Source organism: Nitrospiraceae bacterium (assembly GCA_035623075.1).
Classification (GTDB): domain Bacteria; phylum Nitrospirota; class Nitrospiria; order Nitrospirales; family Nitrospiraceae; genus DASPUC01.
In genome coordinates, this window is record DASPUC010000029.1 from 80,860 (window position 1) to 104,807 (window position 23,948).

Genomic DNA, 23,948 nt, shown 5'->3' on the forward strand with positions numbered 1-23,948 from the left:
GTGTGATGGAAGATAGTCAAGCGGTACGTTCTTTGGTTATACGACGCACACTTCAGGGAGTCCTGTTGGTTCTCGGTCTCTCCTTGGTAGGGTGTCTGAAGCAGGTGCCGATGGTTCCGATTCCCAGTTCGGATGCGTCACCCCCGACCCTCGTCTGGGAAATCTACAACCTTCAGACCAAGGAACGGCGAGAAATTGCCCAAGACGGGCAGACTGTCGCGGTGGAATCCAACGAGCAGGTGATCGTCACGATCGCAGTGGAGGATCTCCAGAGTGGTGTGAAAGACGTCAGCCTTGGCGGGGAGGGCCAGTATGCCTGCGAACTCGGCGGCCAGATCGAAAAGAAGCCCGTCAAACTCGAACAGCAGAACACCTCGCGCATTCCCGACCATGAAAACAAGGTGCCCGTGTCGGCATCACTCTCGTACACCGTAGAATTCGGGAAAATGGGGTGCAAAGAGGCCGAGCGCTTTGCCGGCGGGAAATTATCTCTTGTCGGGAAGGGACATAATTTTGTGAACGGCGCCGGGACCAAATCGCTACACTTCGATCTCAAGAAGCAAGCAGCGCCATGAGGCTGGCTGATCGAGAATCATTCAACGATACAGCGGGAATCTTGTGGGTGGGGAAAGCGAACGATTAAGCCTTCGGAACGGAAGGGGCCGACGCGTCCACGACTGCCACGGTTTTCTGCCACTCGGTCACGATAGCGTTTCGTTCGTCCATCGTCATCGCGGCGTACTTGGTGAACATCTGCGGCCCTTTACGACGACGCCACGTCAGAAAACTGAGGAAGTGCTCTTTGCACACACTTTGGGTGCCCGCCGGAGCATACGCCTTGGCTTGGCAACCTTCGATCATGCAGGCGAGTTCGCTCATCAGTCTCCTTGCTCGACCGAAGAGTAGTATGCAGGACGGAGCATGAAATTTTCAACCAGCCTCGCACATGCATGGCAGATCTTACCTTGACGATCCGACCTTGTTCCGGTAAGTCCTCATCCATTATGTCTCAGATCTCTCACATGCCATGGCTGCCGGCCGTGCTTCTTTCGATTCTCAGCTGCACGTCGCCCTCCCGCGATGGCCTTCCTCCCGGGAGTCCGTTTGCCGCACCTTCCGTTGTGACCTCAAAATCGTTGCAGCAGGGAATTGCCATAGGCGATGTCACAAGCGAGTCGGCGCTGCTCTGGCTTCGAACTGATGGGCCGATGAGAGTTCAAGTGGAATGGGCGTCGGTCGCGGCTTGGGAATCCGTCTCGAAGCAGGGAACAGGCATCGCGCACGTCGCAAGAACCCCTCTATTCGTGACCGGTCCCGAGACAGATTTTACACTTACGATTCCGTTCAAGGGGCTTATGCCGGCTACGTCCTATCGTTTTTACATCCTTGTGGGTCCGAAGGGAGACGAGGGGAAACATACCGAAGCACGGGTCGACGTGAAAGGTGAGTTTACGACGCTCCCCGATGCGAAGACGTCAACGCCGGTCACGTTTGCGTGGAGCGGCGATCTCGGAGGGCAATCCCATTGCCGTCGTGGAGCAGTCGGGTATCCGATCTTCGACGTACTGCTGGCACAGAAACCCGACTTCTTTCTCTTTCTCGGGGATACGATCTACAGCGACGGTGTCTGTTCCTCACCGCCGAATGAGCCAGGGGCGAATTTCACAGCGTCCACGTTGGACGAATATCGAGCGCGTCATCGCTACCAGCGAGGCGCCGACTCGTTGCGCCGCTTTCTCGGGTCGGTGCCGGTGTATGTGGTGTGGGACGACCATGAGGTGCGAAATAACTTTTCCGGCCCGTTCGAGAGCCTGATGCCGGTTGGACGGCAGGCGTTGCGGGACTATTGGCCGATTCGAATCGACCCGCAGGATCCCCATCGACTGTATCAAAAAGTACGGGTTGGAGCGGACCTTGAGCTGTTCATTCTGGATGTCCGTCAGTATCGCAGTCGCAATGCCGATGCTGATGGTCCGAACAAAACCATGCTCGGCGCGACACAGCTCCAGTGGCTGCTCGACGGCTTGCGCACCTCCACAGCAACATGGAAAATCATTGCGACCGGTGTGCCGCTTTCCGTTCCCAAACCAGGTGGTGAGGCTGCACCGGGCAATGACGGGTGGGCCGGGGGAGCCGATGGCACAGGCTTTGAGCGAGAACGGCAAGTGATCGTAGATGTCATCGTCGGCCAGAAACTAAAGAACGTGGTCTTCATCGGCGGCGATGTCCACTATGTCCAGGCAAACGCCTATGATCCCGACAATGACGGTCGCCCCGACTTCTATGAATTCATCGTTGGTCCGCTCTCAGCTAGTCCGGGCCGGCTGACTCCACCGAGTCCAGGCCTACATCCTTTCAATATGATCAACGAAGGCGGCTACTTTAACTTCGGACTCCTCCGTGTGACGCGTTCGTCGTTGGAAGCGACGGTCATTGATGAGGCCGGTCACACGCGATTCACCCACCGATTGACGGCGCAGTAACAGTCCTACCGGAACACGGCGGCCTTTTTAATTATCTGCGAATAAGCCGCATCTTTCGTCACAATCCTCTTGCAATCTTGGCTGGTCGGCGGTTACCGTACTTGTTCACTTCCGAATCCTTGAGGGAGTCGTTGTGCAAATGATGTTACAAATTGTGTCTGTGACGGGCGCGCTCATGGTGCTTCTCGCCTACGGTCTGATTCAGAGCGGCGTATGGCGAGAACTCGACACGGGTTATCTTGCATTTAACATCGTGGGTTCGTTGCTGCTGGGGATCGTGGCGATTGCAGATGAACGGATGGGATTCATTCTGTTGGAGTTTGCCTGGGCGGGGCTCGGCATAGTCGGCGTGGTCCGGGCGCTCAAGGCGCGAAGGGTGTCGGAACACCTCTCGCACCGTATGTCGTGTTGTACGACGAAATAGGGGGACTACGTTATGGCGGGGTTGATGTCGGCGGACGAAATTTTCAAGAAAGTAGAAGCCGCGGCTGTAGCCGCGACAGGGCCTGATGAGAAGGCGCTGCAGATCGATTATCAGGCGCTCAAGGAAAAAATTTGCGCTGCGCTCGGCGACCGCAAGGTGGCGCTCTGCCACATCAACAAATTCTTGCCTGAAGGGTACGAAGATCAGGGAAGGTTCAATCTGGTGCTGTTGACAGCCGGCAACGTCGTCTTCGATATGGTCATTGGTGATTCCTATTTTCGCTACGACGTCGTGTCGGTCGGTCAGTTGGATAAGGTTCAGCTGATCGATGCGATGTGGGACAATCGTGAAAAGCGCCGCGAGGAGCCATTCCTCAGCTTACGGCTCATGCACGCTGAAGAGACGCATCTCTTGTTGGCGCTCGGCGACGAGGAGCGGATAAGCCTGCTCGCGTTTGCCCGTGCGGTGTCAGCGGTCCGCAATCCAGAGAAATAGGGCAGTTATTTTCCGCGGTAAAGTGGAAGGGGCTGCACGGTAGCTCCGATGCGTCTGCCATCGATTTCGATGGTGAGAGAAGTCGCCGGAGCAGAAAAGTCTCGGAGTGGAAAGCCGAACGCAATCGGTGCACCCAGTTGCGGGGATTGGGTTGCACTGCTGATCCAACCCACTTCCCGGTCCCCGCTGAATAGCTTGGCGCCTTTGGAAGGGATCGTCGCTCCCTCGACGACCAATCCCACCAGATGCCGCCTGACGTTACCGTATGTGTCCATCCGTGCGACGACTTCCTGCCCCGGGTAACAGCCCTTCGTGAGGCTGAAGGCCTTCTCTTCGAGATTCGCTTCGGGCGGAACGATTTCTTCATTCAAATCCGGTCCAGCTTTTGGTAGGCCAGCCTCTATCCGCAAGGCTTCTCTCGCCTGGCTGCCGACAGGGTTGATGCCTTGTGCGGCTCCCGCCTCCATCAGCCGTTCCCAGGCAGTCACGACGGCATCGGCTGGAAGGAGGATTTCAATGTCATCCTCTCCTGTCTCTTCGGTTCGACTGACAAGGGCCGTCTGTCCGCCAATCTGCGCCGTCACGAAATTCACGGGCTTGAGATCGCTCATCTCCACGCCGAAGGCGGCGCTGACAGTTGCGCAGGCTTTCGGTCCGCTCACGAGCAACAGTCCCCACGACTCGGCCGCATTCTCCATCTTGGCCTTGGTGCCGTAGAGCAAAAACTTGCGGAGCGCTTGAAAAGTCGCCTCGCCGACTTCCCCGACATCTTCCAGCCACACAGCGTCAGACTGCATGTACACTCGAAAATAGCCCAGCATTTTTCCTTTGTGCGTGAGGAAGCTGGAGTAGCGACCCTGCCCCGGATGCAACGGCAGAATGTCGTTGCTGATGATACTCTGCAGCCATTTCACGCGGTCGTCGCCGGTGACGCGTATCTTGCCGCGGTGCGACAGATCAGCGAGCCCGACAGCGTGGCGGACAGCCCGGTATTCGGCGAGCCAATCGCCGTAATGGGCCGGCATGTCCCATCCGGCCACTTCTTCAAACGTGGCCCCGAGCTTCACATGGTGGTCGTGCAATCGGGATTGTTTCATGGCTGTTTAAGGCTAGGGGCGCGAGGCGAGTGGCAAGGGGGAAAGGGACTTCACCTCTAGCCTCTCGCCCCTTGCCTCGCGCCATTGACCACTTCTTCCACGAGATCCCTGGTGCGTGACGAGAATTCATTCCGAGACACGATCTTGCTGACGCCGAGGGCTTTGGCCCGGTTCCAGGTCTCCACTTCTTCGTGGTTGGCAAAGGCCAGCACGGGAATCGCTCTCAAACGAACGTCGGCCTTAAGGGTTTCGAGGGCTTGAAATGCATCCAGCGGCTCGTCGTTCATATTGAGGATCACGGCGTCGGGGTTCATGGAGGAGGCCTTCTCAGCAAGGTCTTGCTGGGCCCGAACTTTTTCCAGCCGATACCCTCTCGGCAGCAGAGCATCCCGCACCTTCGTATAGAAGAAAATATCGGTGACGGCGACAAGAATGGTTTTCTGGTTTCTCTCGTTTATCTGGTTTGTTTGGTTCATCTGGTTGGTTCCGTTTGTCTGGTTGAGGTAGCTCGGTTCGTTTACGAGGGATTGTCTTTTCGGTCTCGGTCGGATTCTGTTCCTTCAACCAAAGAAACCAAACAACCCAGATAAACCAAACAGATCCTTTCAGTTCAATGAACTGATCAGCCGTCCGAGCGCCTTCTTCGCCAAGACGTAATCGGGGTTCAAGACGAGGGCCTGTTTGTAGGCATCGATGGCTTCGGTCCAGCGGCCCTTGCGCTCGTAGACCCGTCCCACATTGAGATGGGGGAAGGCCGGGCTCTCATAGCGTTTGGCCTGCATCGCTTTCTGAAACCATGGAATCGCCTCGTCGAGCTGCCCCTTCTCGATGAGATAGGCGCCGATGTCGTTGTAGGGATTCCCGAAATCAGGATCGCAGGCGATTGCACGCTGGCATTCTTCGATCGCTTCGTCGAGCCGGCCCATGAAACTGTACGTCCAGCCGAGAAACGTGTACGCCTCCGCAGTCGGATGGGTCGCGAGCGATTGCCGATAGAGGCTGACTGCCTCCTCCAGATCGCCTTTCATCTGATGCTCGTAAGCTTGCTGGAAAAGCATCCATGCTTCGCGCTTGTCTTCTTCGCGACCTTCACCCTGTATCAGGAAATCTTGTACGTCCATGGTAATCGGCGGAGAAGCTATCAGCCCTCAGCGATCAGCATTTATTCAGGCTGACGGCTGATTGCTGACAGCAATCAGCTATTCGTTCTTCAGTTTCTTCTTAATCAACTCCGCACCGTAGCGGCCGGAGAGTAGCATCGAGCCGAAGGCCGGGCCCATCCGCGGTGTGCCATAGACTGCAGCGACGGCCAGGCCGACGACAAAGCAATTGGGATAGACCTCGCCCGTGTGGTCCATGACATCCTCTTCTGAGCGGGAGACCCACATTGCCCCGTTCCCTGGTACCGGTGTGTAGAGATTCCGCTTGTGCAACAAGTTCACGACGACGGCATCATGGCCGGTCGCGTCCACGACGATTTTGCTCTCGAGCGCGATCGGATCGACGTGAATGATATCATGTCCCGCCATCTCAGCCGTTGTATTGTTGACGACCACACCTTCGAGCACGCCGTCTCTTCGAAGGATTAGATCGACCACTCTGGTCAGATTCATGATCTTGGCTCCACCCCGATAGGCTGCTGCCACGAGCGCGCCGGTCGCATGCGGTGGATCGACGACATACATGCCGTCGCAGTCTTTGACCTTTTTGCAGGGGACGCCGATCTCTTCGAGGATCTTGTGTGCCGGAGCACAGATGGTGGCCTTATTCATCAAATAGCCGCCGTGCCAGAAGCCGCCACCCAAGGCGAGGCTCTGTTCCACGACCACCGTGCGGAAGCCCATATCGGCCAGATCATGCGCACAAATCAGACCGGACGGTCCGGCGCCCACAATGATGACGTCGCTCTCAATCAGCTGATCGAATTCTTTGTAGTATTCCCGTGCGATCTGTCTGGTAATGTCTCGTTCGCGTAATGGTGCTGGTTTGGGCTTGGGCATATCCGCTCCCTAGCTAAAAAGCTTTCAGCAATCAGCTCTCAGCTAACGGCTGAAGGCTAACCGCTGACAGCTTATTCTCATCGATAAATCTCCGCTCCCGTTTTCTTGAACTCTTCTGCCTTCTCTTTCATCCCAATCTGAATGGCCTGCTGTTCACTCACCTGCTTACTGGCGGCATAGTCACGCACGTCTTGCGTAATCTTCATTGAACAAAAATGCGGTCCACACATCGAGCAGAAGTGGGAGACCTTGGCAGCGTTGTCCGGCAGGGTTTCGTCATGGAATTGTTTGGCCGTATCGGGATCGAGCGACAAATTAAACTGGTCCTCCCAGCGGAATTCGAAGCGGGCTTTCGAGAGCGCGTTGTCGCGAATCTGTGCGCCCGGATGTCCCTTGGCTAAGTCGGCGGCGTGAGCGGCGATCTTGTAGGCGATCACACCGGCTTTCACGTCCTCGCGATCGGGCAATCCAAGATGTTCTTTCGGTGTGACGTAGCAGAGCATCGCACAGCCGTACCAGCCGATCATCGCCGCACCGATTCCCGACGTAATATGGTCGTACCCGGGCGCGATATCGGTCGTGAGCGGGCCGAGCGTGTAGAACGGCGCTTCGTGGCACGCCTTGAGTTGCTTCTCCATGTTGACCTGGATCATGTGCATGGGCACATGTCCCGGACCTTCGATCATTACCTGTACATCATGATTCCAGGCAAGCTTGGTCAGTTCTCCCAGCGTCTCCAATTCGGCGAACTGGGCTTCATCGTTGGCGTCTGCAATCGAACCGGGACGTAATCCGTCGCCGAGGCTGAACGACACGTCGTAGGCCTTCATGATCTCGCAAATCTCTTCGAAGTGAGTATAGGCGAAGTTCTCTTCATGATGGGCCAGACACCACTTGGCGTGGATGGATCCGCCGCGGGACACGATGCCGGTCATCCGTCCGGCGGTCAGGGGCACATAGGCGAGACGCACGCCTGCGTGGATCGTAAAATAATCGACGCCTTGTTCGGCCTGTTCGATCAACGTGTCACGATAAATGTCCCATGTCAGGTCTTCTGCCTTGCCGCCGACCTTTTCGAGCGCCTGATAGATGGGGACGGTGCCGATCGGCACCGGCGCATTGCGAATGATCCATTCGCGCGTCTCGTGAATGTTTTTGCCGGTTGAGAGATCCATGACAGTGTCGGCGCCCCAGCGAATGGACCAGATCATCTTCTCGACTTCTTCCTCGATCGACGAGGCCACTGCCGAGTTGCCGATGTTGGCGTTGATCTTCACGAGAAAATTCCGGCCGATGATCATCGGCTCGCTTTCTGGGTGATTGATGTTGGCCGGGACAATGGCGCGACCGCGCGCGACTTCATCACGAACAAACTCCGGGGTGATGGTGGAGGGGATGCTCGCGCCCCAGGATTGACCGGGGTGCTGGGCGACTCCGCCACCGCTTCCGTTCCGGGCAACCAGCTCGTGTGCGACTTCGCGTGACTGGTTTTCACGGATGGCGATAAATTCCATTTCCGGCGTGACGATGCCCTTGCGGGCGTAGTGGAGTTGTGTGACGTTCCGGCCGGGTTTGGCGCGAAGCGGCTTGCGAATATGTTGAAAGCGAAGGTCGGCCAGTTTGGGGTCCGTTGCGCGTAGTCGGCCGTACTGTGACGACACATCGGGCAATTGCTCAACATCCTGCCGGCTGAGGACCCATTGACGACGGAGCGGCCTCAGCCCGGTTCGCAGGTCGATTGTGACGGAAGGATCGGTGTAAGGGCCTGATGTGTCATAGACCGTGACCGGTTCGTTCTGGCTCGGTACGCCTCCGTTCATGGACTTGGTCGGCGTCAAACGGATTTCACGCATCGGCACGTGGACGCCTGGCCGTATACCATTGATGTAGACCTTCTGCGAGGCGGGAAAGGGATCGGTCGTTAAGGTGACCGCTGTCGTTTTCTTCCCGCTGCCATTTGTGGTTGCCTGCTCACTCATGGGAAATCCTTTCGCATTGTGGTCTGCTGTGAAGCGGCTCCAATAAAAAAGCCGCACCCTCGATCAAGAGGTGCGGCTGAGAGGGCAACGTCGTTCTCGTTGTTCCCGCTTCCCTACGCTGGTATTACCCAGGTCAGGTTTCAAGGACTCTCCGGGATTGGCCTCATCGCCAGCTGTCTTCCCGGAAGGATCCTAAGGGTCATCCGATCTATCGGACTCTCAGCCGTCTGGCACCCCTAGCTATGGAAGAGAATCGTAGTCTTGGACTGGTGGGAAGTCAACGGGTTATTAGGCCTACCAGAATCGCGCCGGTTGGACCATCGTGGGCTAGGACTTCCTTGCGGAGGCCGCTGCGTTGATTGTGGCAGGTCCCTATCGTAGAATGACCCTTCACAGGACTTCCCTGGAGGATCGCGTGAACGCAGTATCGACTCTTCCGAGACCGATTACGGACTATCAGCAGCTGTCCGCAGAGGAGCTCTTTGCCCGAACAGCGGAAGCAAAACGCTCGCTCGGGGACCAGGTCATGATTCTTGGCCATAATTATCAACGGGATGAAGTAATCGAGCATGCGGATTTTCGTGGAGACTCGTTACTGCTGTCGAAGCTCGCTGCTGAGCGGTCGGAACGACCCTATATCGTCTTTTGTGGGGTCCATTTCATGGCGGAAACGGCGGATATTCTGAGCCGCACCAAGCAGACGGTGATTCTCCCGGACATGGCAGCCGGATGCTCCATGGCGGACATGGCCGCGATTGAGCAGGTCGATCAATGTTGGGATTCGTTGGGGCGTATTCTTCCTGTCGAAGAGACGGTGATGCCGGCAGTCTATGTGAATTCCGCCGCGGTGCTCAAAGCCTTTTGCGGCGAACATGGTGGAATCACCTGTACCTCGTCGAACGCCAAGGCCGTAATCGAATGGTCCTGGGCCCGCCGAGACAAGATTCTTTTCTTTCCCGATGAGCATCTCGGTCGCAATACTGCGAATAAGATGGGGATCCCGCGGGAGCAGATGATTATCTGGGATCCCTATCAGCCCCATGGCGGAAATACCCGTGAGGCGATCCAACGAGCCAAGCTCATCCTGTGGAAGGGCCATTGCAGCGTGCATCAGATGTTTCAGCCGGTGCACGTGGACAATTTCCGCAAGCAATATCCGGACGGAAAAGTGATTGTGCATCCGGAATGTCACGAAGACGTGGTCAATAAAGCCGACTTGGTTGGCTCGACGGAGTTTATTATCAAGACCGTGTCCGCTGCTCCGGCCGGGACGACCTGGGCGGTCGGAACCGAACTCAATCTCGTCAACCGTCTGAAGCGTGACTTGGCCGACAAGAAAGTGTTCTTTCTGTCCTCGACCGTCTGTCAATGCGCCACGATGTTTCGTATCGATGCCGCGCATCTCTGCTGGGCGATGGAGAATCTCGCCGAAGGCCACGTCGTGAACCACATCGTCGTTCCTGACGATGAGAAACGGTGGGCAAAGATCGCGCTGGACCGCATGATGGCGATTAGTTAGTCGGTGCCAGCCGTCGGCGTCTAAGCTCGCGAAAGGGCTGGTGCCCTCAACCTTCATTCCGGTATATTCCAATTCAGGTACGCCTGAAGCCTCCCATTACCATCCGATGACGTGCTGATCGCTGAAGGCTGACAGCTTTATGGCCGGCAAAAGCATGGACTACAAAGCAACGCTCAATCTACCCCAGACCGACTTTCCGATGAAGGCGAATCTCCCGCAGCGGGAGCCGGAATTGCTCGCCACGTGGAACCAGCAACGACTCTACGAGCAGATCCAGGAGGCGGGCAAGGGACGGGAGCGCTATCTGCTCCATGATGGTCCGCCCTATGCCAACGGCCGTATCCACATCGGCCATGCGCTGAACAAAATCCTCAAAGACATCATTGTGAAATCTAAGACCATGGCCGGCTATCAGGTTCCCTACGTGCCGGGATGGGATTGCCATGGATTACCGATCGAGCACCAGGTCCTGAAAGATCTCGGTGAGAAAAAGAAAACGCTGGATGCCATGGCGATTCGACGTCTCTGTCGCGAGTACGCAGAGAAGTTCTACAAGATTCAGCGCGAGGAATTTCAGCGGTTGGGGGTTCTGGGCGACTGGCAGCATCCCTATCTCACGATGAATCCGGCCTATGAGGCGGCGATCATTCGCGCGTTCGGACAATTTGTCGAACGAGGGGGTGTCTACAAAGGACTCAAGCCGGTGCTGTGGTGTACGCAGGATCAGACGGCTCTGGCCGAAGCAGAGGTCGAGTATGAAGATCACACATCGCCGTCGATCTATGTGAAGTTCCCCGTGGCCGGATCACCAGCGTCACTGAACTCAAGATTTTCCGGGCTCACGATTCCTGCCGCAGTACGTTCGACGTCGATTGTGATCTGGACGACGACGCCCTGGACCCTCCCGGCCAACCAGGCTGTCTGTCTCCATACGGACATCGATTATGCATTCGCTCAGGTCGGGAACGAAGTACTGGTCATCGCCCACAATCTCCTAGATAGCGTGGCCAAAGCCTGCAAGCTGGAGCAGGTGAAGGTCCTTGCCGTGAAGAAAGGTCGCGAAGGGTTCGAAGGTCTCGAGACACAGCGCCCGTTGACGACCGGTCTCTCACCAGTGCTCCTCGGCGATTTCGTCACGCTCGATCAAGGCACCGGTTGTGTGCACATTGCACCAGGCCACGGGATGGAGGACTACCTCCTGGTGTTGGAACACAACGCCAAGGCATCAGTGGGAGAACGGTTGGAGATTCTCGCGCCAGTGGATGATGCAGGCCGGTTCACGGAAGTGGTTGCCGAGTTTTCCGGGCAACACGTGTTCAAGGCGAATCCCGGAATCGTAGAACGTCTGAAACAGAACGGGCGCCTCCTCGGTCACGACACGCTGAGTCATTCTTATCCTCACTGTTGGCGATGCAAAAGTCCGGTCATCTTTCGAGCGACCGAACAATGGTTCGTGTCGATGGACATCAACGAACTTCGCAAGGCCGCGCTCGCTGAAATCGATCGCGTACAATGGATTCCTCCATGGGGCAAGGATCGCATCAACGGCATGATCGCCAACAGGCCGGATTGGTGTTTATCACGTCAGCGTGTCTGGGGAGTGCCGATCCCCGGCTTCACCTGTATTGCCTGTCGCCACGTGCTTGCCGATGTTCGAGTTATCGAACACATCGCAACTTTGGTTGAGAAGCACGGAGCCGACGTCTGGTTCGAACGATCGGCGTCAGGCCTCTTGCCGACCGGCACCACATGTCCGAAGTGTGGGAAGACCGACTTTGAAAAGGAGCGAGATATCCTGGATGTGTGGTTTGAGTCAGGGGTCAGCTATGCGGCGGTCCTCAAGGAGAGGAAATGGTGGCCGGCCGATTTGTACCTTGAAGGGTCCGACCAGCATCGCGGGTGGTTTCACAGTGCCTTGCTGGCTGGAGTAGTGACGGATCGACGTGCTCCCTATCGAGCGGTCTTGACCCATGGATTTGTCCTCGATGGGCAGGGGAAGAAGATGTCGAAGTCGGCGGGGAACGTGGTCGCGCCGCAGGATGTGATCAAACAATCCGGAGCGGAAATCTTGCGCCTGTGGGTGGCGGCGCAGGATTATCGCGATGACCTCCGGATCTCACCAGAAATTCTCAATCACCTCATCGAAGCCTACCGCAAGATTCGGAACACCTGCCGGTTTCTCTTGAGCAATCTTTATGACTTCGACCCGACGACCCATCGGGTCGCCTATGAGCAGCTACCTGAGCTGGACCGCTGGGCGCTGACACGATTGGCTGAGCTCATTCCACGAGTAAAGCAGTCGTATGAGACCTTCGAGTTCCATACGATCTTCCACGCACTGAATAATTTCTGCTCGGTCGACCTGAGCGCAGTCTACCTGGACATCTTGAAAGACCGGCTTTATACCTTCCGCGCAGATTCGCCGTTGCGACGCGGATCCCAGACCGTGTTCTTGGAAATTGTGACCGCATTGACAAAACTGATGGCGCCGGTGTTGAGCTTTACGGCCGATGAAATCTGGCGTGCGTTGCATCCCCAGCCCGAGGGAAACAATATGAGCGTTCACCTTTCCGCCTTCCCTGAAGCAGATCGTACGTGGGCCGATGGTCAGTTAGCGCAACGCTGGGAGAAACTCTTGTCGGTGCGAGAACGTGTGCAGGGTGTCCTTGAAACGAGTCGACGGGAAAAGCTGATTGGCTCGTCACTTGAGGCCCATGTGACCCTGCTCGCAGATGCAAAGACCTACGAGTTTCTCAAACCCATGGCCGCGGATTTGAGCACCGTCTTTATTGTGTCACAAGTTACCCTGACCCAGCAGTCCCGGACGGAACAAGATTTAGCCGTCACAGTAACCAAATCCCTATTCGCCAAGTGCGAGCGCTGCTGGAATTATCGCGAGGCCGTCGGCAAGGATGCCACCCATCCGACCCTCTGCGATCGTTGCGTGGAGGCTATTCGGTGACAAAACCGACCTTCCGCTATCTCCTTCTTGCGCTGGTGGCCGGTACGGTTATCGTCGTCGATCAGCTGACGAAGCTTTCGATTATGCAGAACATGCGGTTGCATGAATCGATTCCCATCATTCCCAATTTGTTCAGCCTCACGTACATCCGGAATCCTGGAGCGGCGTTCGGCTTGCTCGCTGGGAGCAGCAATGCGTTTCGCACGTTGTTTTTTGGAGTCACATCACTGTTTGCCCTGGCCTTACTGGGAACGATCCTGGTGCGGCTTCCCGCACGTGATTGGACCGGGCAATTGAGTATCGCGGGGATTCTGGGGGGCGCGATCGGAAATTTGGTGGATCGGCTACAGTACGGCGAGGTAATCGACTTTCTGGATGTCTATATCGATGCCTATCACTGGCCGGCCTTCAACGTTGCCGATTCGGCGATCAGCGTGGGAGTGGTTTTCCTCATCGTTCACTTCGCGTTTGAAAAGAAAGAGGCGCGGCAAGTCTCGTCTGAGAGTCCGTCGTCGGCCAATAGCTAGCAGGCTGTTGAAAAAGTCCGCCAGCGGCGTTCTCTCAGCGGTCAGAGGCTCAACGTAGGGCACAGAGTACGCGTCGCCTCTTCGCTCGCTGCGGCCTTGCTGGACGGCCATTGTGATCAGCCTGAGGGGTTTGCGGGCTCGGTATGTGATCGCTCGCGTTTCCTTATCTCGAGTATCACCATAGTTTGTCAGCAACCTCCTAGGCCGGCAAGCTCACGATAAACCCACCTTGCTCACGGAATTGTCGTTGCTGTTCGGCTGAAAACATCACAAGCGGCTCGCTGTGGCAGAATTGGCACTCCTTGAGTGTCACCGGAACGTCGGCCTCCCCGATACTTGCCAGGTATTGCTTGGCCAGCGTTAGCGCCGTTGCTTCGTCAGTGGTCATCACATCGAAATGCAAAAGTCCCTTCTTCCCTTTCACCCAGGTGTCGTACACGTGAACGGTATCGGAGCGAGCATCGGCCATGATCCGCTCTTCCTCTACAATCCGAAAATGTAGAACACCACGATACCCATCACGATGCGATAGTACGCGAAGGGTCGAAGCGTATGGTGTTTGACGAATGAGAGGAATGCCGCGATGATGACCCACGCAACGACGAACGAGACTACCATCCCGATGACGAGCGCCAGATAGTCCTCCTGTCGGAAAAGATCCCGCGATTTCCACATTTGATAACATGTCGCGACGATCAGGGTGGGTAGGGCCAACAAGAATGAATATTCGGTCGCGATCTTGCGATCGAGTCCCACCAAAAGACCACCAACAATCGTCGAGCCGGAACGGGACATGCCCGGGATCAATGAGGCGCATTGGGCCACGCCGATCCAAAACGCCGAGGCCAAGTTCACCTGTTCAAGCTGCAGGACCCGAGCCTGATTGTGGCGCGCCTCGACAGCGAGAATGATGAATCCACCGATAATAGAGGAGATTGCCACGGTTTGAGCTGTAAACAAATGGCCCTTGATCCAAGCGTGGGTGAAAAATCCGATTGCTGCCGCCGGCAAAAAGGCAAGTCCGAGGCCGAGAATGAACCAGAGATTGCGGTGAATCGACCACGACTTCTGTACAAGAGCCGACCATGACGTTGTCCCGCGATTGCGGAACATCGCAGAGGCATCTTGTTGCTCCCTCAAGGCCTGTCCAAACATGGATGCCAGTTTCCGTCGTTCGTAGGCGATGACAGCAAGGATGGCGCCCAGCTGGATCGAAATCTCGGCGCTGGCGGCGATCTCGCCGTCGAAGCCGAGCGCATGTCCAGCGAGGATGAGATGGCCGGTGGAGGAAACCGGAAGAAATTCCGTCAACCCTTCCACAATGCCGAGGATGGTCGCAAGCCCTGGGCCCCACTCGTTCATCATGTGTTCCAGAAGGCAAAAGCTCTTATGGTTGGCATGACTCGCGCATATTCACAGACAGGAACCGGTCCGTCAAGCAAACCAGAAAAATTCTTTCGGTGGCATTGTGCATATGGCGATCGCATGCAACCAAGCCCTTAAATGTATTGACAAATCCGAGCGCTTGGCATACACACAACAGTATTATTACCGGTAGCAGCATTCTTGATTGCGTTCATCAATACTGAGAGATACATTGGAATCTTGAGAGGCCACGAATGGTGGGAGGGAGGTTCGCATGGCACGTGTGTGGATGGCGGCGGTCGCTGTAGTCGGCGCAGTTGCAGCGGTGGGGTGCGTCAGCGACCGGAAGTACCAAGAAGCCCTGAGTGAAGCTGATGTGGCTAAGACTGAATTGGCCACCACTCGGGCGCAGAAAAGTGCTTTGGAACAGCAGGTCAAGACGCTGAAAGAACTCAACGTCAAGTTCAGCAATGATGCGCAAGCCGCCCATGATGAGTTGGAACGCATACAGCATGGACGAGACAAGGAACGCAGTGGCATTGAAACCCGAACCAAGGAACTGGAAGACAGGGTCAAGCAGTTGGCCGCTCAGAATCGTGCGGTTCGCGCCGAGTATGAAGACGTCAAGCGACACAACGAAACGCTGAAGTCCTTGGTGGCGCGCTATCAGAAGGAACTCAAAGAGCGTTCCCAGCCTGTCACAGGGACGTTGCCTCCGACGACAGCCAATCCACCATCGCCGCCGATGGTCGCTCCCTCAGCAATGAACGCACCTGCAGCTGCGTCGTCTTCCGTGAACCTCAATCGAGCGACCGCGAGTGATATGGTCCTCGCTCTGGGGCTATCAAAAGATATGGCGGATCGTATCGTTGCCAACCGCCCATACCGGGTCAAGGGCGAATTGGTGGCGAAGAATGTTGTGCCGAAAGAGACCTTCGACATGATCAAAGATCGGATCAGCGTCAATCCCTAACGAACGATCGATGAACGAATGAGTGAGACAGGCCGTCCGCCGAGTGGCGGGCGGCCTGTCTGTTTTTGGGGCGGCCAAGTGCGATCGGCGTTGAATGATTCCGCCTTCAGTTCTTGGTACAATGCACGCGGTTTACGTGGTTGGCGAGAGGCCTGAGATATGCGGCGGCTGGTGCTTATTGTCGGCGTCCTGACGATCGGATTGGTCATCGGAGGCTATGTTTTCTTCAACGGGGAACGGAAAGCCCCTATTCGTTATCGATTCGCCTCAATCGAACGGGGAACAGTCGTGTCATTAGTGACGGCCACTGGCATGATCAATCCTGTCGTCTCAGTTCAAGTCGGCACTCAGGTGTCGGGAATGGTCAAGAGTCTACACGCCGATTTCAATTCTGTGGTGAAGGCGGGCGATGTCGTGGCTGTGATCGATCCGGAGCCGTTCAAGGCTCGCAGGGATCAGGCCGCCAGTAATCTGGAAATGGTTAAGGCGAATGCGGCTCGAGCGAGGACGGACCTCTCGCAGCGCAAACGCGAACTGGACCGGGCTAAGTCACTCGTAGCCCAACAGTTTGTCTCAGAAAATGACGTGGACATTGCCTTGACGAATTTTCAGGGCGCTGAGGCGCAGGTCAACCTCGTCGTGGCGCAGGTGAAGCACGCCGAAGCGGCGCTGAATGCGGCGGAATTGGACCTCAAGTATACGGTTATTCGTTCACCGGTCAATGGCATCGTGGTTGCCAGAAATGTCGAAGTCGGCCAGACTGTCGCAGCGAGTTTTGCGACGCCAAATCTCTTTCTAATCGCGTTGGACCTGACAAAGATGCAGGTTGATACGAATGTCAGCGAATCGGACATCGGTGGGATGACGGAAGGCAAAGAAGCTACGTTCACGGTTGATGCCTATCCGGGCCAACGGTTTTTCGGGACCATTCGACAAGTTCGGCTGGCTCCCATTAACGTGCAAAACGTCGTGACGTACAACGTCGTGGTCAAGGTTGATAATCAAGATCTGAGGCTGAAGCCGGGAATGACGGCGAACGTTTCGATCGTGGTCGCCCAGAAGGAAGACGTGCTCAAGATACCGAATGCGGCATTGCGGTTCGTACCCCCGCGAGCTGACCAGGTCGGTCATGAAGGCAAACCAGTACGAACCTCCTCGAACCAGCCTGGTTCGTCACCTAGTGGGAGTCTTCTATCGACGAATCGCTCGGTCTGGAAACAGGGACCAGACGGAGAGCTGGAATCCATTCAGGTGCAGACCGGGATTTCCGATGGAACTGCAACAGAACTTGTCTCAGGCTCCTTATCTGAAGGGGATGAAGTCATCGTCGGGATCGAGCAGCTTCGAGGGGAACGAAAAGCAAGCGATTTACCTCCAGGGTTCGGGAGTGGAGGGCAGCGACGGTCTCGTGACCGGGGCATGTAACGGAACCATGGAAGCGGATCATTCCGGCCCGTACTCACCGACTTTCACAGCCAGATGAAACATCGCCGGATCGGGGGATGGCTACACCATCCCAGCCTGCAGACCTCGTATGAACTAATAGTCGAGAGAGTTCTGACGGTGAAGTAACGATGCCTCCCCTGATCGCGTGCGACAACATCTGGAAGATTTATTCCGTCGGAGACGTCGAAGTTCACGCACTGCGCGGTCTGAGTCTCATGATCGACCAGGAAGAGTTCGTCGCGATCATGGGGTCATCCGGGTCCGGCAAATCGACGCTCATGAACATCATCGGCTGCCTCGACCAACCGACGAGAGGGCACTATTGGTTGAACGGAGCCGACGTGAGTCATCTACGACCCGATCAGTTGGCCGACATTCGAAATCGGCAGATCGGATTTGTGTTTCAGAGCTTCAATCTGATTCCTCGGACGAGTGCGCTTGAGAATGCCCAGCTTCCGTTGTTCTATCGCAAGCTGTCGCTCAAGGAACAGCGAGGACAGGCCGCGGCGGCCTTAGAGCGGGTCGGGCTGCGGGGGAGAGAACACCATTATCCGACACAGTTGTCTGGTGGACAGCAACAACGAGTCGCAATCGCGCGAGCGTTGGTGACTTCACCTTCCATACTCCTTGCTGATGAGCCGACCGGAAACCTGGATACGCAGTCGAGTCAGGAAATCATGGGAATTTTGGACAAACTGAATCGGGAGGAAGGTCTGACGATCATCCTGGTCACACATGAACCGGAAATCGCCGCTTATGCCTCGCGAGAAGTTACGATCAAGGACGGACAGGTGTTGAGCGACCGGATGACGAAAGCGCGTCCCCCTTCGAGTGTCGTTTGAGGCATAGATGCCGGCGTTCGTATGGCTCACCGTGGTCACCGCGATCAGGATCCTTGGGCGCAATCGCTTGCGCGCCGGACTGACGATGCTCGGTATCGTCATCGGGGTTGCTGCGGTGATTGCGATGGTGAGCATCGGAGAAGGGGCCAAGCGTGCGGTCCAGGCGCAGATTGCGACGATGGGGACCAACGTGATCATCATGTGGCCCGGCGCAACGACAGCGAGTGGGGTTCGAGGGGCCCAGGGGAGCGCAGTGACCCTGACGGTATCTGATGCGATCGAATTGAAGAAACGGATTCCGTTGCTGGTCGACACGGGCTGGGCCAAACGTGATGTGATGCAAATCGTGAATGGGAATCGGAATTGGAACGGGACGATCAACGGGGTTTCACCGAGCTATCTGACCATCCGCGATTGGTCCTTCACCAGTGGCGGGCCCTTCACGCAGGCAGACTTGGACAGTGCGGCACGTGTCGCGCTGATCGGCCAGACGGTCGCAGAGAACCTCTTCGATCCGGGTGAGGAGCCGGTTGGGGCAGTCATCCGAATCAAAAACGTGCCGTTCCGGATTATTGGTGTGCTTGCTCCCAAGGGCCAGTCCGCGCAGGGATCGGATCAAGATGATGTGATTTTCATTCCCTTCAGTACGGCGGAGCGCAAGGTCTTTGGGACATGGTTCATCGGCTCCGTGGGGTCGCTGTTCGCATCGACGGACCGAACCGAAGACCTGCCGGAGGCTGTCGAGCAGATTCGAGAGGTGATCCGAGCCCGGCATCGGCTCCAGCTGGACCAGGGCGACGATTTCACGGTCCGGACACAAGTCGATATTGGGAAGGTGCAGGAAGGCACGAGTCAAACATTGACGATGATGTTGTTTGCAATCGCCTCAGTCTCCCTGCTGGTCGGCGGCATTGGTATCATGAATATCCTATTGGTGTCGGTGACGGAGCGAACCAAGGAGATCGGTGTTCGAATGGCAGTGGGCGCGAAACGCCGGCACATCGTGATGCAATTTCTGATTGAAGCGATGACCCTGAGCCTGGTGGGCGGGATCGTTGGTATCCTGGTTGGGATCGTCGGTGCTAAGCTCACAACGGTGGTGGCGGGCTGGCCGACGATTATTTCCGTCAATGTGGTGACGACCGCGTTTTTCTTCTCTCTCGTTGTCGGGCTCTTCTTCGGCCTTTACCCTGCCAATAAAGCTGCTCGGCTGAACCCCATCGAAGCCTTACGCTACGAATAATACATCTCCCTCTCCCGGGCCATCCGCAGAATGGCAGCGCGGCAGGATCGCTCTACTCGGTCACGAGACTATGTGATGTGTTGCGCATCGTCGAGAGCAGGACTTCGATGCGCGGATTGGCTTTATCGACATTTTTATAGAGATGAGTTTCGACGATGCGGTTGTCGTTAATCCCCAGCCCTTCGCAGAGCGCATCCTGTGCGATCTTGAGCCCGCCATCGACATCCCGACGCAGTGCCGAGGTGAAATAGAATCGAATCGAGAGCGCCAGCGATTCCGACTTGAGCCGCGACAGCAAACTAGATCGGAGTGTTGATTGCGTCAAGGCCAGCCAGACCAATTGTCCCACATGGGCTTTGTAGGCACGACCTGCGGAGGAAAGCAGCCGGCGTCCATTGACGGTGGCATATTGGTGATTCACGCTAGGAGGCACTGGTAATGTCAGCATGACGGCATGGGGATTGGTCAGTGAGGCCGTACTCTGAGGGGAGAAGGAGATTGATCTGGAGGATTTCTGCACGAACTTCGCGCGCGCGCGCGCGGGTCTCGATCGTGGATTCTGAAGGGAAACGAGGGAGGCGGGAAGTCTTGATGCAGAAATTCGGATCGGTTGCCGAAAGGTGGGCATGCGCGACAGGTCAGAGGAGATTGAGAATCTTGGCCATGTTTTGCTCGTATCGATCTTCGGAGCGTGCGATGTAGCGGCGCCATTCGCTCGGGTTCCAGATCTCCATGCGATGGTACAGGCCGACGAGGATAATCTCCTGGTCTTCGTCCAGCGGGACGAGTTTCCTGAGCCGTCCGGGTATCAGTATGCGGCCGGCCTTGTCGATTTCTGACGTGCCGGCTTCGGATACGACAAAGTGCATGAAGAGTCGACTCTGGTCCTCGTCCAGCGTGGTCTTCGTTCGTTCGAGAACCTTCTCCCACTCCTTCATCGAGTAAATGAGAATCGATTCTTCGGGCCCTTTGAGAAAGACCACCGCCTGTCCATCCGACTCGACTTGCTCGCGAATGGGTGATGGGACGATGAACCGGCCCTTCTCATCGACTTTGCAGAGGTATTCACCGGCGAACATCAGTGGGTCGTCTCCTTCACGAGGCGAGCGGGCTCCTGATTCGATCGCGAATCCATTGTTCCAGATCCGAGCGCACAAATCGCCATTCTTTCCCGAGCTTGAAGGCAGGAATCTGGCGGCTGCGCAAGTAGCGGTAGAGTGTCCGCTGGGTGATCTTCAAATAGCGGCACGTCTCTTCCGCCGTCATGATTTCGCTCTTGGGCTCTTTGGCCATGGTAGAACCACAGTTGTAAATTGCTCATGGGCCTCACAAGACTCCCCGCGCTTTGTGCGGAGGGTAGGGGAAAACAGCGGATCTGTCAAGTGAAAATAGATGACAATCTCTGTCAGAGACTGTCAGTATCACCTGATTCCGACAGATCGGTTTGATCAGGCTCCATACCTCTTGACAAATCGTCGCCGAAGTCTTCGCCCATTTCTCGTCCCATCTTTCGCATGAACCGTTCCATGCTTTGTGGGTCGCTTTCGTCAAGATCACCGAGATTGCTGGGATCGGCAAGCGCCTCGATGCGGGCTTCCTCGGACTTCGGCGCCGCAAACCTGGACATCAGACGTTCGAGTTTAACGCTGCCACAGTGTTTGCAAGACAGTGCTGATTGCTTCGCGAGGCTCAGGACCAGAATCGTGTTCCGTTTCTGGCAGGCGAGGCAGCGATATTCGTAAATCGGCATGTCTCACACTCCGAAAGCCGTTAACGAAGACGGCGCGTGTTCAGCGAAAATATGATCGGGAACCAGGCTGGCATCGACCGTCCGGGCTAACGTCAGGACTGTCACCGAGGCGACTCCTACTTTTTTGAGTGCCTTGGCACATTCGTTGACGGTTGTTCCCGTCGTATAGACATCGTCGATCAGGAGAATGCGTTGATCGATGATTCCGCGAGGCTCGCGGACAGCAAATGTCTTGCGCAGATTTCGCAAACGGGCCCGACGAGACAGTGTGGTTTGAGGCTCTGTCGCGACCATACGCACCAGATTGTCAGCGGAAACCCGCCAGGTCAGGTGCCGCGCGATGTGATCAGCCAGTAACAGCGATTGATTGAATTCGCGAGCGCGGAGCCTGCCTTGGTGCAACGGCACGGGGAGCATGATGTCAAAGTCGAGATTCTTCGGCAAAGCTGCAATCATCAGATCAGCCAGTGGCCGAGCCAGCGCGACTTTCCCTCGATATTTAAATAGGCGAATGGCATGTTGCAGCGGCGGAACATAAGGGTATAGCGTCCAGGCCCGTTCGTACGCCGGAGGGTGCTTCTCACAATCTTGGCAGTGGCGATCCGGCGTATAAGAGGTTGCGGATTCCGAGACGAACGGTTGATCACAACGCGCACAAGAGGGCTGGCGAAACGGGGCAATGCGGTACCAGCAAGCTTGACAAAAGAAAGGAATTGGGTCGGTGCTGAGTGGACGTCCACAGGCGGCGCATTCGACCGGTAACAGGAATCGTAGAGCTTCGCGGTAGAGCCCGAATATTCGGCCTGCCATACCGACATAATCCATGATGAACGACTCCCAAGCGGATGATGCGGTCGAGGGAATCTTCTAAGAGAAGACGTCGGTGCTGTCAAGGTTGTGGCTCCGTAAATGGTTGTGATATACGAGGACAGTTCGATATGGTCAAGCTTGATCAGGTGTCAAAAACCTTCGACCGTGGCGGGGTGACGGTCACGGCATTGGATCGTGTGACGGTTGAAGTCTCCGCGGGTGACTTCTGTGCTTTCATCGGTCCCAGCGGGTGTGGGAAAAGCACATTGCTGAATCTGGTCGCAGGGTTGGATCATCCGACCTCCGGAGCGATCATCCTCAATGGCAGGCCAACCGACCGGTTTTCGAGCAACGAATGGACTCACGTGCGGCGTGAGTGGCTGGGCCTCGTTTTTCAGGCGTTCCACCTCGTCCCCGGGCTGACCGCGGCAGAAAATGTGGCGTTCCCCCTCCTCTTGCGCGGAGAACGTGGCGCGGCAGTGCGGACACGGGTTGATGAGGTACTGGAACTGGTCGGCATGACTCATCGCCAGAACCATCGTCCCGGTGAACTCTCGGGTGGCGAGCAGCAGCGGGTGGCGGTCGCCAGAGCTATGGTCCATCGCCCCCGCGTGATTCTCGCGGACGAGCCGACCGGGAATTTGGATTCTCAGCATGGAGGGGAAATTGTCACGTTGCTACGCACCTTAGTGACGCACTTTCGACTGACCGTGCTACTTGTCACCCACAGTGCCGCCGCCGCGGAGGCCGCCGATTACACCTGGACGATGCGGGACGGGCGCCTTATCACCAAAACATCCCAACGACCTGTGCCGGTGGAAGCCTGATGGATCTGTCGACAACGATCGCCGGTGTGAAATTCCCCAGCTGCTTCATGAATGCGTCGGGTGCCTTGTGCGTGACGCGAGACGAACTTTTGGCCTTGGGTCGATCACGTGCCGGTGCGATCGTGACGAAATCGATGACCGCCGAGGCCAGGGAGGGGAATCCTTCTCCGCGCTATTACGGGTTTCCCGGTGGATCGATCAATTCCATGGGGCTCCCCAATCTTGGGTACAAAGCCTATGCCGCATTAATTCCTGAACTCAAGCGGTGTGGGAAACCCGTGATAGCCAGCGTGGCAGGACTCTGCGAAGAAGACTTCCCGACGATTGCCCAGGTGATCAATGCGAGCGGGCCTGATCTGATCGAGGTAAACCTTTCCTGCCCGAACATTCCTGGCAAACCGCAGATCGGTTACGATGCCGAGGCTTCCGAACGGCTCCTCAAGCGTCTGCGGAAAATCATTACCGTCCCGATGGGCGTCAAGCTCCCGCCCTACTTTGATCCCGCACATCACAAGATAATGGGAGATGTGATCGGTCGGTGTAGCGTTGATTTCCTGAATCTGATCAACTCCGTCGGGAACGGTCTCGTCGTCGATCCGGAGCGCGAAGCGGCAGTGATCAAACCCAAAGGCGGGTTCGGTGGACTCGGCGGGGCCATGATTAAACCGGTCGCGCTCGCAAATGTCCGGGCCTTTTGGAGGATTTTCGAGGGACGCATGCCGATCATCGGTACTGGCGGCGTTATGGATGGAGTGGATGCGTTCGAACATTTCTTGTGCGGGGCGTCTGCCGTTCAGATTGGAACAGTGCTGGTAGAGGAAGGGATCGAGGTGTTTGGCCGCCTTGAAATGGAGTTGACTGCTCAACTCACCAAAAGGGGATATCGGGCACCAGCGGACTGTCGCGGGAAGTTGAGGGAGCTTTAAAACTATTTGGCCCCGAAGTTCTTCGAAAGCAAGCCCATCTGCAGGGCTCGTCTGAGCAATTGCGCCACGTTGCGGACTTCCAACCGTCGCATCAGGTTGAAGCGGTGAACTTCGACCGTTCGAACGCTGATCTCCAGCAAAGTTGCGATCTCGCGGTTGGTATGGCCGAGTGCAACAAGGCGGAGAATGTCCCGTTGACGGGGTGTCAGCTGTTCGATCGCAGCGTCTTCTGGCATGGGCTGGTGTTTGTGTTGGGCGGCGGCACTGGCTCCCACAGGGC

27 protein-coding genes and 1 riboswitch are annotated in these 23,948 nt (G+C 56.4%); of the genes, 13 read left to right on the forward strand and 14 right to left on the reverse strand.

All coding sequences use genetic code 11. The features are described from left to right. Positions 1–5 precede the first annotated feature (5 nt). Positions 6–575, forward strand: coding sequence for a hypothetical protein (locus tag VEI50_10495; GenBank protein ID HXX75546.1), 570 nt, complete (start codon positions 6–8; stop codon positions 573–575). 64 nt (positions 576–639) lie between these two features. Here the strand turns inward: VEI50_10495 and VEI50_10500 are convergent, their stop codons facing one another. Beyond that, the gene (locus VEI50_10500; protein ID HXX75547.1) at positions 640–879 is read right to left on the reverse strand and encodes a hypothetical protein; all 240 of its coding nucleotides are present in this window, start codon (positions 877–879) and stop codon (positions 640–642) included. Between the two features lie 143 nt (positions 880–1,022). On the opposite strand from VEI50_10500, the gene VEI50_10505 reads away from it, so the two are divergent. The 3 genes from VEI50_10505 to VEI50_10515 all read left to right on the forward strand — a co-directional run bounded on the left by VEI50_10505 (position 1,023) and on the right by VEI50_10515 (position 3,402). After that, positions 1,023–2,483 (forward strand): alkaline phosphatase D family protein, encoded by a 1,461-nt coding sequence (locus VEI50_10505; GenBank protein HXX75548.1) that lies wholly within the window; start codon positions 1,023–1,025, stop codon positions 2,481–2,483. 139 nt (positions 2,484–2,622) lie between these two features. After that, on the forward strand, positions 2,623–2,907 hold the full coding sequence (locus VEI50_10510) for a hypothetical protein (GenBank protein HXX75549.1): 285 nt from the start codon (positions 2,623–2,625) through the stop codon (positions 2,905–2,907). Positions 2,908–2,919: 12 nt separating this feature from the next. Further along, positions 2,920–3,402 (forward strand): hypothetical protein, encoded by a 483-nt coding sequence (locus VEI50_10515; GenBank protein HXX75550.1) that lies wholly within the window; start codon positions 2,920–2,922, stop codon positions 3,400–3,402. 5 nt (positions 3,403–3,407) lie between these two features. Here VEI50_10515 and VEI50_10520 read toward each other — a convergent pair whose 3' ends face one another. From VEI50_10520 to thiC, 5 genes are all read right to left on the reverse strand, one after another. Next, on the reverse strand, positions 3,408–4,499 hold the full coding sequence (locus VEI50_10520) for an aminomethyltransferase family protein (protein HXX75551.1): 1,092 nt from the start codon (positions 4,497–4,499) through the stop codon (positions 3,408–3,410). Positions 4,500–4,555: 56 nt separating this feature from the next. Beyond that, positions 4,556–4,975, reverse strand: coding sequence for a histidine kinase (locus VEI50_10525; GenBank protein HXX75552.1), 420 nt, complete (start codon positions 4,973–4,975; stop codon positions 4,556–4,558). A gap of 129 nt (positions 4,976–5,104) precedes the next feature. Beyond that, positions 5,105–5,620 carry a tetratricopeptide repeat protein gene (locus tag VEI50_10530; protein ID HXX75553.1) on the reverse strand — a complete coding sequence of 172 codons (516 nt, stop codon included), beginning with the start codon at positions 5,618–5,620 and terminating at the stop codon, positions 5,105–5,107. A 78-nt stretch (positions 5,621–5,698) separates the two neighbouring features. Then, complete coding sequence (locus tag VEI50_10535; protein ID HXX75554.1) at positions 5,699–6,499, reverse strand: sulfide-dependent adenosine diphosphate thiazole synthase; 801 nt, start codon at positions 6,497–6,499, stop codon at positions 5,699–5,701. 77 nt (positions 6,500–6,576) lie between these two features. Then, a complete protein-coding gene (gene thiC, locus VEI50_10540; GenBank protein ID HXX75555.1) occupies positions 6,577–8,478 on the reverse strand; it encodes a phosphomethylpyrimidine synthase ThiC in 1,902 nt (633 codons plus the stop codon). Positions 8,479–8,571: 93 nt separating this feature from the next. Further along, positions 8,572–8,726, reverse strand: a riboswitch (TPP riboswitch). Positions 8,727–8,893: 167 nt separating this feature from the next. Here thiC and nadA point away from each other — a divergent pair. From nadA to lspA, 3 genes are all read left to right on the forward strand, one after another. Then, entirely contained in the window at positions 8,894–9,997 is a 1,104-nt protein-coding gene (gene nadA / locus VEI50_10545) for a quinolinate synthase NadA (GenBank protein HXX75556.1), read from the forward strand. A 154-nt stretch (positions 9,998–10,151) separates the two neighbouring features. Next, positions 10,152–12,959 (forward strand): isoleucine--tRNA ligase, encoded by a 2,808-nt coding sequence (gene ileS / locus VEI50_10550; protein ID HXX75557.1) that lies wholly within the window; start codon positions 10,152–10,154, stop codon positions 12,957–12,959. Further along, on the forward strand, positions 12,956–13,486 hold the full coding sequence (lspA, locus tag VEI50_10555; protein HXX75558.1) for a signal peptidase II: 531 nt from the start codon (positions 12,956–12,958) through the stop codon (positions 13,484–13,486). Before ileS ends, lspA begins: the two co-directional genes overlap by 4 nt. A 199-nt stretch (positions 13,487–13,685) precedes the next feature. On the opposite strand, the gene VEI50_10560 is transcribed toward lspA, so the two are convergent. Both VEI50_10560 and VEI50_10565 read right to left on the reverse strand, forming a co-directional pair. After that, positions 13,686–13,955 (reverse strand): DUF2024 family protein, encoded by a 270-nt coding sequence (locus VEI50_10560; protein ID HXX75559.1) that lies wholly within the window; start codon positions 13,953–13,955, stop codon positions 13,686–13,688. A gap of 14 nt (positions 13,956–13,969) precedes the next feature. After that, entirely contained in the window at positions 13,970–14,851 is an 882-nt protein-coding gene (locus VEI50_10565; GenBank protein ID HXX75560.1) for an undecaprenyl-diphosphate phosphatase, read from the reverse strand. 274 nt (positions 14,852–15,125) lie between these two features. Here VEI50_10565 and VEI50_10570 point away from each other — a divergent pair, with 274 nt between their 5' ends. From VEI50_10570 to VEI50_10585, 4 genes are all read left to right on the forward strand, one after another. Further along, positions 15,126–15,824, forward strand: coding sequence for a helix-hairpin-helix domain-containing protein (locus VEI50_10570; GenBank protein HXX75561.1), 699 nt, complete (start codon positions 15,126–15,128; stop codon positions 15,822–15,824). A 159-nt stretch (positions 15,825–15,983) separates the two neighbouring features. Continuing rightward, entirely contained in the window at positions 15,984–17,249 is a 1,266-nt protein-coding gene (locus tag VEI50_10575; protein HXX75562.1) for an efflux RND transporter periplasmic adaptor subunit, read from the forward strand. 149 nt (positions 17,250–17,398) lie between these two features. Next, a complete protein-coding gene (locus tag VEI50_10580; protein ID HXX75563.1) occupies positions 17,399–18,112 on the forward strand; it encodes an ABC transporter ATP-binding protein in 714 nt (237 codons plus the stop codon). Positions 18,113–18,119: 7 nt separating this feature from the next. Beyond that, complete coding sequence (locus VEI50_10585; protein ID HXX75564.1) at positions 18,120–19,355, forward strand: ABC transporter permease; 1,236 nt, start codon at positions 18,120–18,122, stop codon at positions 19,353–19,355. A 52-nt stretch (positions 19,356–19,407) separates the two neighbouring features. On the opposite strand, the gene VEI50_10590 is transcribed toward VEI50_10585, so the two are convergent. The 5 genes from VEI50_10590 to VEI50_10610 form a co-directional block, all read right to left on the reverse strand. Continuing rightward, positions 19,408–19,803, reverse strand: a complete 396-nt coding sequence (locus tag VEI50_10590) for a RusA family crossover junction endodeoxyribonuclease (GenBank protein ID HXX75565.1) — start codon at positions 19,801–19,803, stop codon at positions 19,408–19,410. A 190-nt stretch (positions 19,804–19,993) separates the two neighbouring features. After that, positions 19,994–20,434 (reverse strand): division/cell wall cluster transcriptional repressor MraZ, encoded by a 441-nt coding sequence (gene mraZ, locus VEI50_10595; GenBank protein ID HXX75566.1) that lies wholly within the window; start codon positions 20,432–20,434, stop codon positions 19,994–19,996. Positions 20,435–20,450: 16 nt separating this feature from the next. Continuing rightward, positions 20,451–20,648: a helix-turn-helix domain-containing protein gene (locus VEI50_10600; GenBank protein ID HXX75567.1), complete on the reverse strand. Its 198-nt coding sequence runs from the start codon at positions 20,646–20,648 to the stop codon at positions 20,451–20,453. Between the two features lie 112 nt (positions 20,649–20,760). Next, complete coding sequence (locus VEI50_10605; GenBank protein HXX75568.1) at positions 20,761–21,105, reverse strand: zinc ribbon domain-containing protein; 345 nt, start codon at positions 21,103–21,105, stop codon at positions 20,761–20,763. A 3-nt stretch (positions 21,106–21,108) separates the two neighbouring features. Further along, a complete protein-coding gene (locus VEI50_10610) occupies positions 21,109–21,930 on the reverse strand; it encodes a ComF family protein (GenBank protein HXX75569.1) in 822 nt (273 codons plus the stop codon). Between the two features lie 113 nt (positions 21,931–22,043). On the opposite strand from VEI50_10610, the gene VEI50_10615 reads away from it, so the two are divergent. Next, positions 22,044–22,742, forward strand: coding sequence for an ABC transporter ATP-binding protein (locus VEI50_10615; GenBank protein ID HXX75570.1), 699 nt, complete (start codon positions 22,044–22,046; stop codon positions 22,740–22,742). Beyond that, entirely contained in the window at positions 22,742–23,668 is a 927-nt protein-coding gene (locus VEI50_10620) for a dihydroorotate oxidase (protein HXX75571.1), read from the forward strand. Before VEI50_10615 ends, VEI50_10620 begins: the two co-directional genes overlap by 1 nt. Before the next feature lie 2 nt (positions 23,669–23,670). Here VEI50_10620 and VEI50_10625 read toward each other — a convergent pair whose 3' ends face one another. Next, positions 23,671–23,943, reverse strand: a complete 273-nt coding sequence (locus tag VEI50_10625) for a response regulator transcription factor (protein ID HXX75572.1) — start codon at positions 23,941–23,943, stop codon at positions 23,671–23,673. Positions 23,944–23,948 lie beyond the last annotated feature (5 nt).

Coding starts and splice junctions, on each gene's coding strand:
- VEI50_10600 (HXX75567.1), bottom strand. CDS start 20,648: ATGGCCAAAGAGCCCAAGAGCGAAATCATGACGGCGGAAGAGACGTGC.
- VEI50_10585 (HXX75564.1), top strand. CDS start 18,120: ATGCCGGCGTTCGTATGGCTCACCGTGGTCACCGCGATCAGGATCCTT.
- VEI50_10575 (HXX75562.1), top strand. CDS start 15,984: ATGCGGCGGCTGGTGCTTATTGTCGGCGTCCTGACGATCGGATTGGTC.
- VEI50_10560 (HXX75559.1), bottom strand. CDS start 13,955: ATGGCCGATGCTCGCTCCGATACCGTTCACGTGTACGACACCTGGGTG.
- VEI50_10510 (HXX75549.1), top strand. CDS start 2,623: ATGATGTTACAAATTGTGTCTGTGACGGGCGCGCTCATGGTGCTTCTC.
- VEI50_10570 (HXX75561.1), top strand. CDS start 15,126: ATGGCACGTGTGTGGATGGCGGCGGTCGCTGTAGTCGGCGCAGTTGCA.
- thiC (HXX75555.1), bottom strand. CDS start 8,478: ATGAGTGAGCAGGCAACCACAAATGGCAGCGGGAAGAAAACGACAGCG.
- VEI50_10565 (HXX75560.1), bottom strand. CDS start 14,851: ATGATGAACGAGTGGGGCCCAGGGCTTGCGACCATCCTCGGCATTGTG.
- mraZ (HXX75566.1), bottom strand. CDS start 20,434: ATGTTCGCCGGTGAATACCTCTGCAAAGTCGATGAGAAGGGCCGGTTC.
- VEI50_10590 (HXX75565.1), bottom strand. CDS start 19,803: ATGCTGACATTACCAGTGCCTCCTAGCGTGAATCACCAATATGCCACC.
- VEI50_10495 (HXX75546.1), top strand. CDS start 6: ATGGAAGATAGTCAAGCGGTACGTTCTTTGGTTATACGACGCACACTT.
- VEI50_10605 (HXX75568.1), bottom strand. CDS start 21,105: ATGCCGATTTACGAATATCGCTGCCTCGCCTGCCAGAAACGGAACACG.
- VEI50_10505 (HXX75548.1), top strand. CDS start 1,023: ATGCCATGGCTGCCGGCCGTGCTTCTTTCGATTCTCAGCTGCACGTCG.
- VEI50_10515 (HXX75550.1), top strand. CDS start 2,920: ATGGCGGGGTTGATGTCGGCGGACGAAATTTTCAAGAAAGTAGAAGCC.
- VEI50_10615 (HXX75570.1), top strand. CDS start 22,044: ATGGTCAAGCTTGATCAGGTGTCAAAAACCTTCGACCGTGGCGGGGTG.
- VEI50_10530 (HXX75553.1), bottom strand. CDS start 5,620: ATGGACGTACAAGATTTCCTGATACAGGGTGAAGGTCGCGAAGAAGAC.
- VEI50_10620 (HXX75571.1), top strand. CDS start 22,742: ATGGATCTGTCGACAACGATCGCCGGTGTGAAATTCCCCAGCTGCTTC.
- VEI50_10580 (HXX75563.1), top strand. CDS start 17,399: ATGCCTCCCCTGATCGCGTGCGACAACATCTGGAAGATTTATTCCGTC.
- VEI50_10525 (HXX75552.1), bottom strand. CDS start 4,975: ATGAACCAAACAAACCAGATAAACGAGAGAAACCAGAAAACCATTCTT.
- VEI50_10610 (HXX75569.1), bottom strand. CDS start 21,930: ATGGATTATGTCGGTATGGCAGGCCGAATATTCGGGCTCTACCGCGAA.
- VEI50_10535 (HXX75554.1), bottom strand. CDS start 6,499: ATGCCCAAGCCCAAACCAGCACCATTACGCGAACGAGACATTACCAGA.
- VEI50_10500 (HXX75547.1), bottom strand. CDS start 879: ATGAGCGAACTCGCCTGCATGATCGAAGGTTGCCAAGCCAAGGCGTAT.
- VEI50_10520 (HXX75551.1), bottom strand. CDS start 4,499: ATGAAACAATCCCGATTGCACGACCACCATGTGAAGCTCGGGGCCACG.
- ileS (HXX75557.1), top strand. CDS start 10,152: ATGGACTACAAAGCAACGCTCAATCTACCCCAGACCGACTTTCCGATG.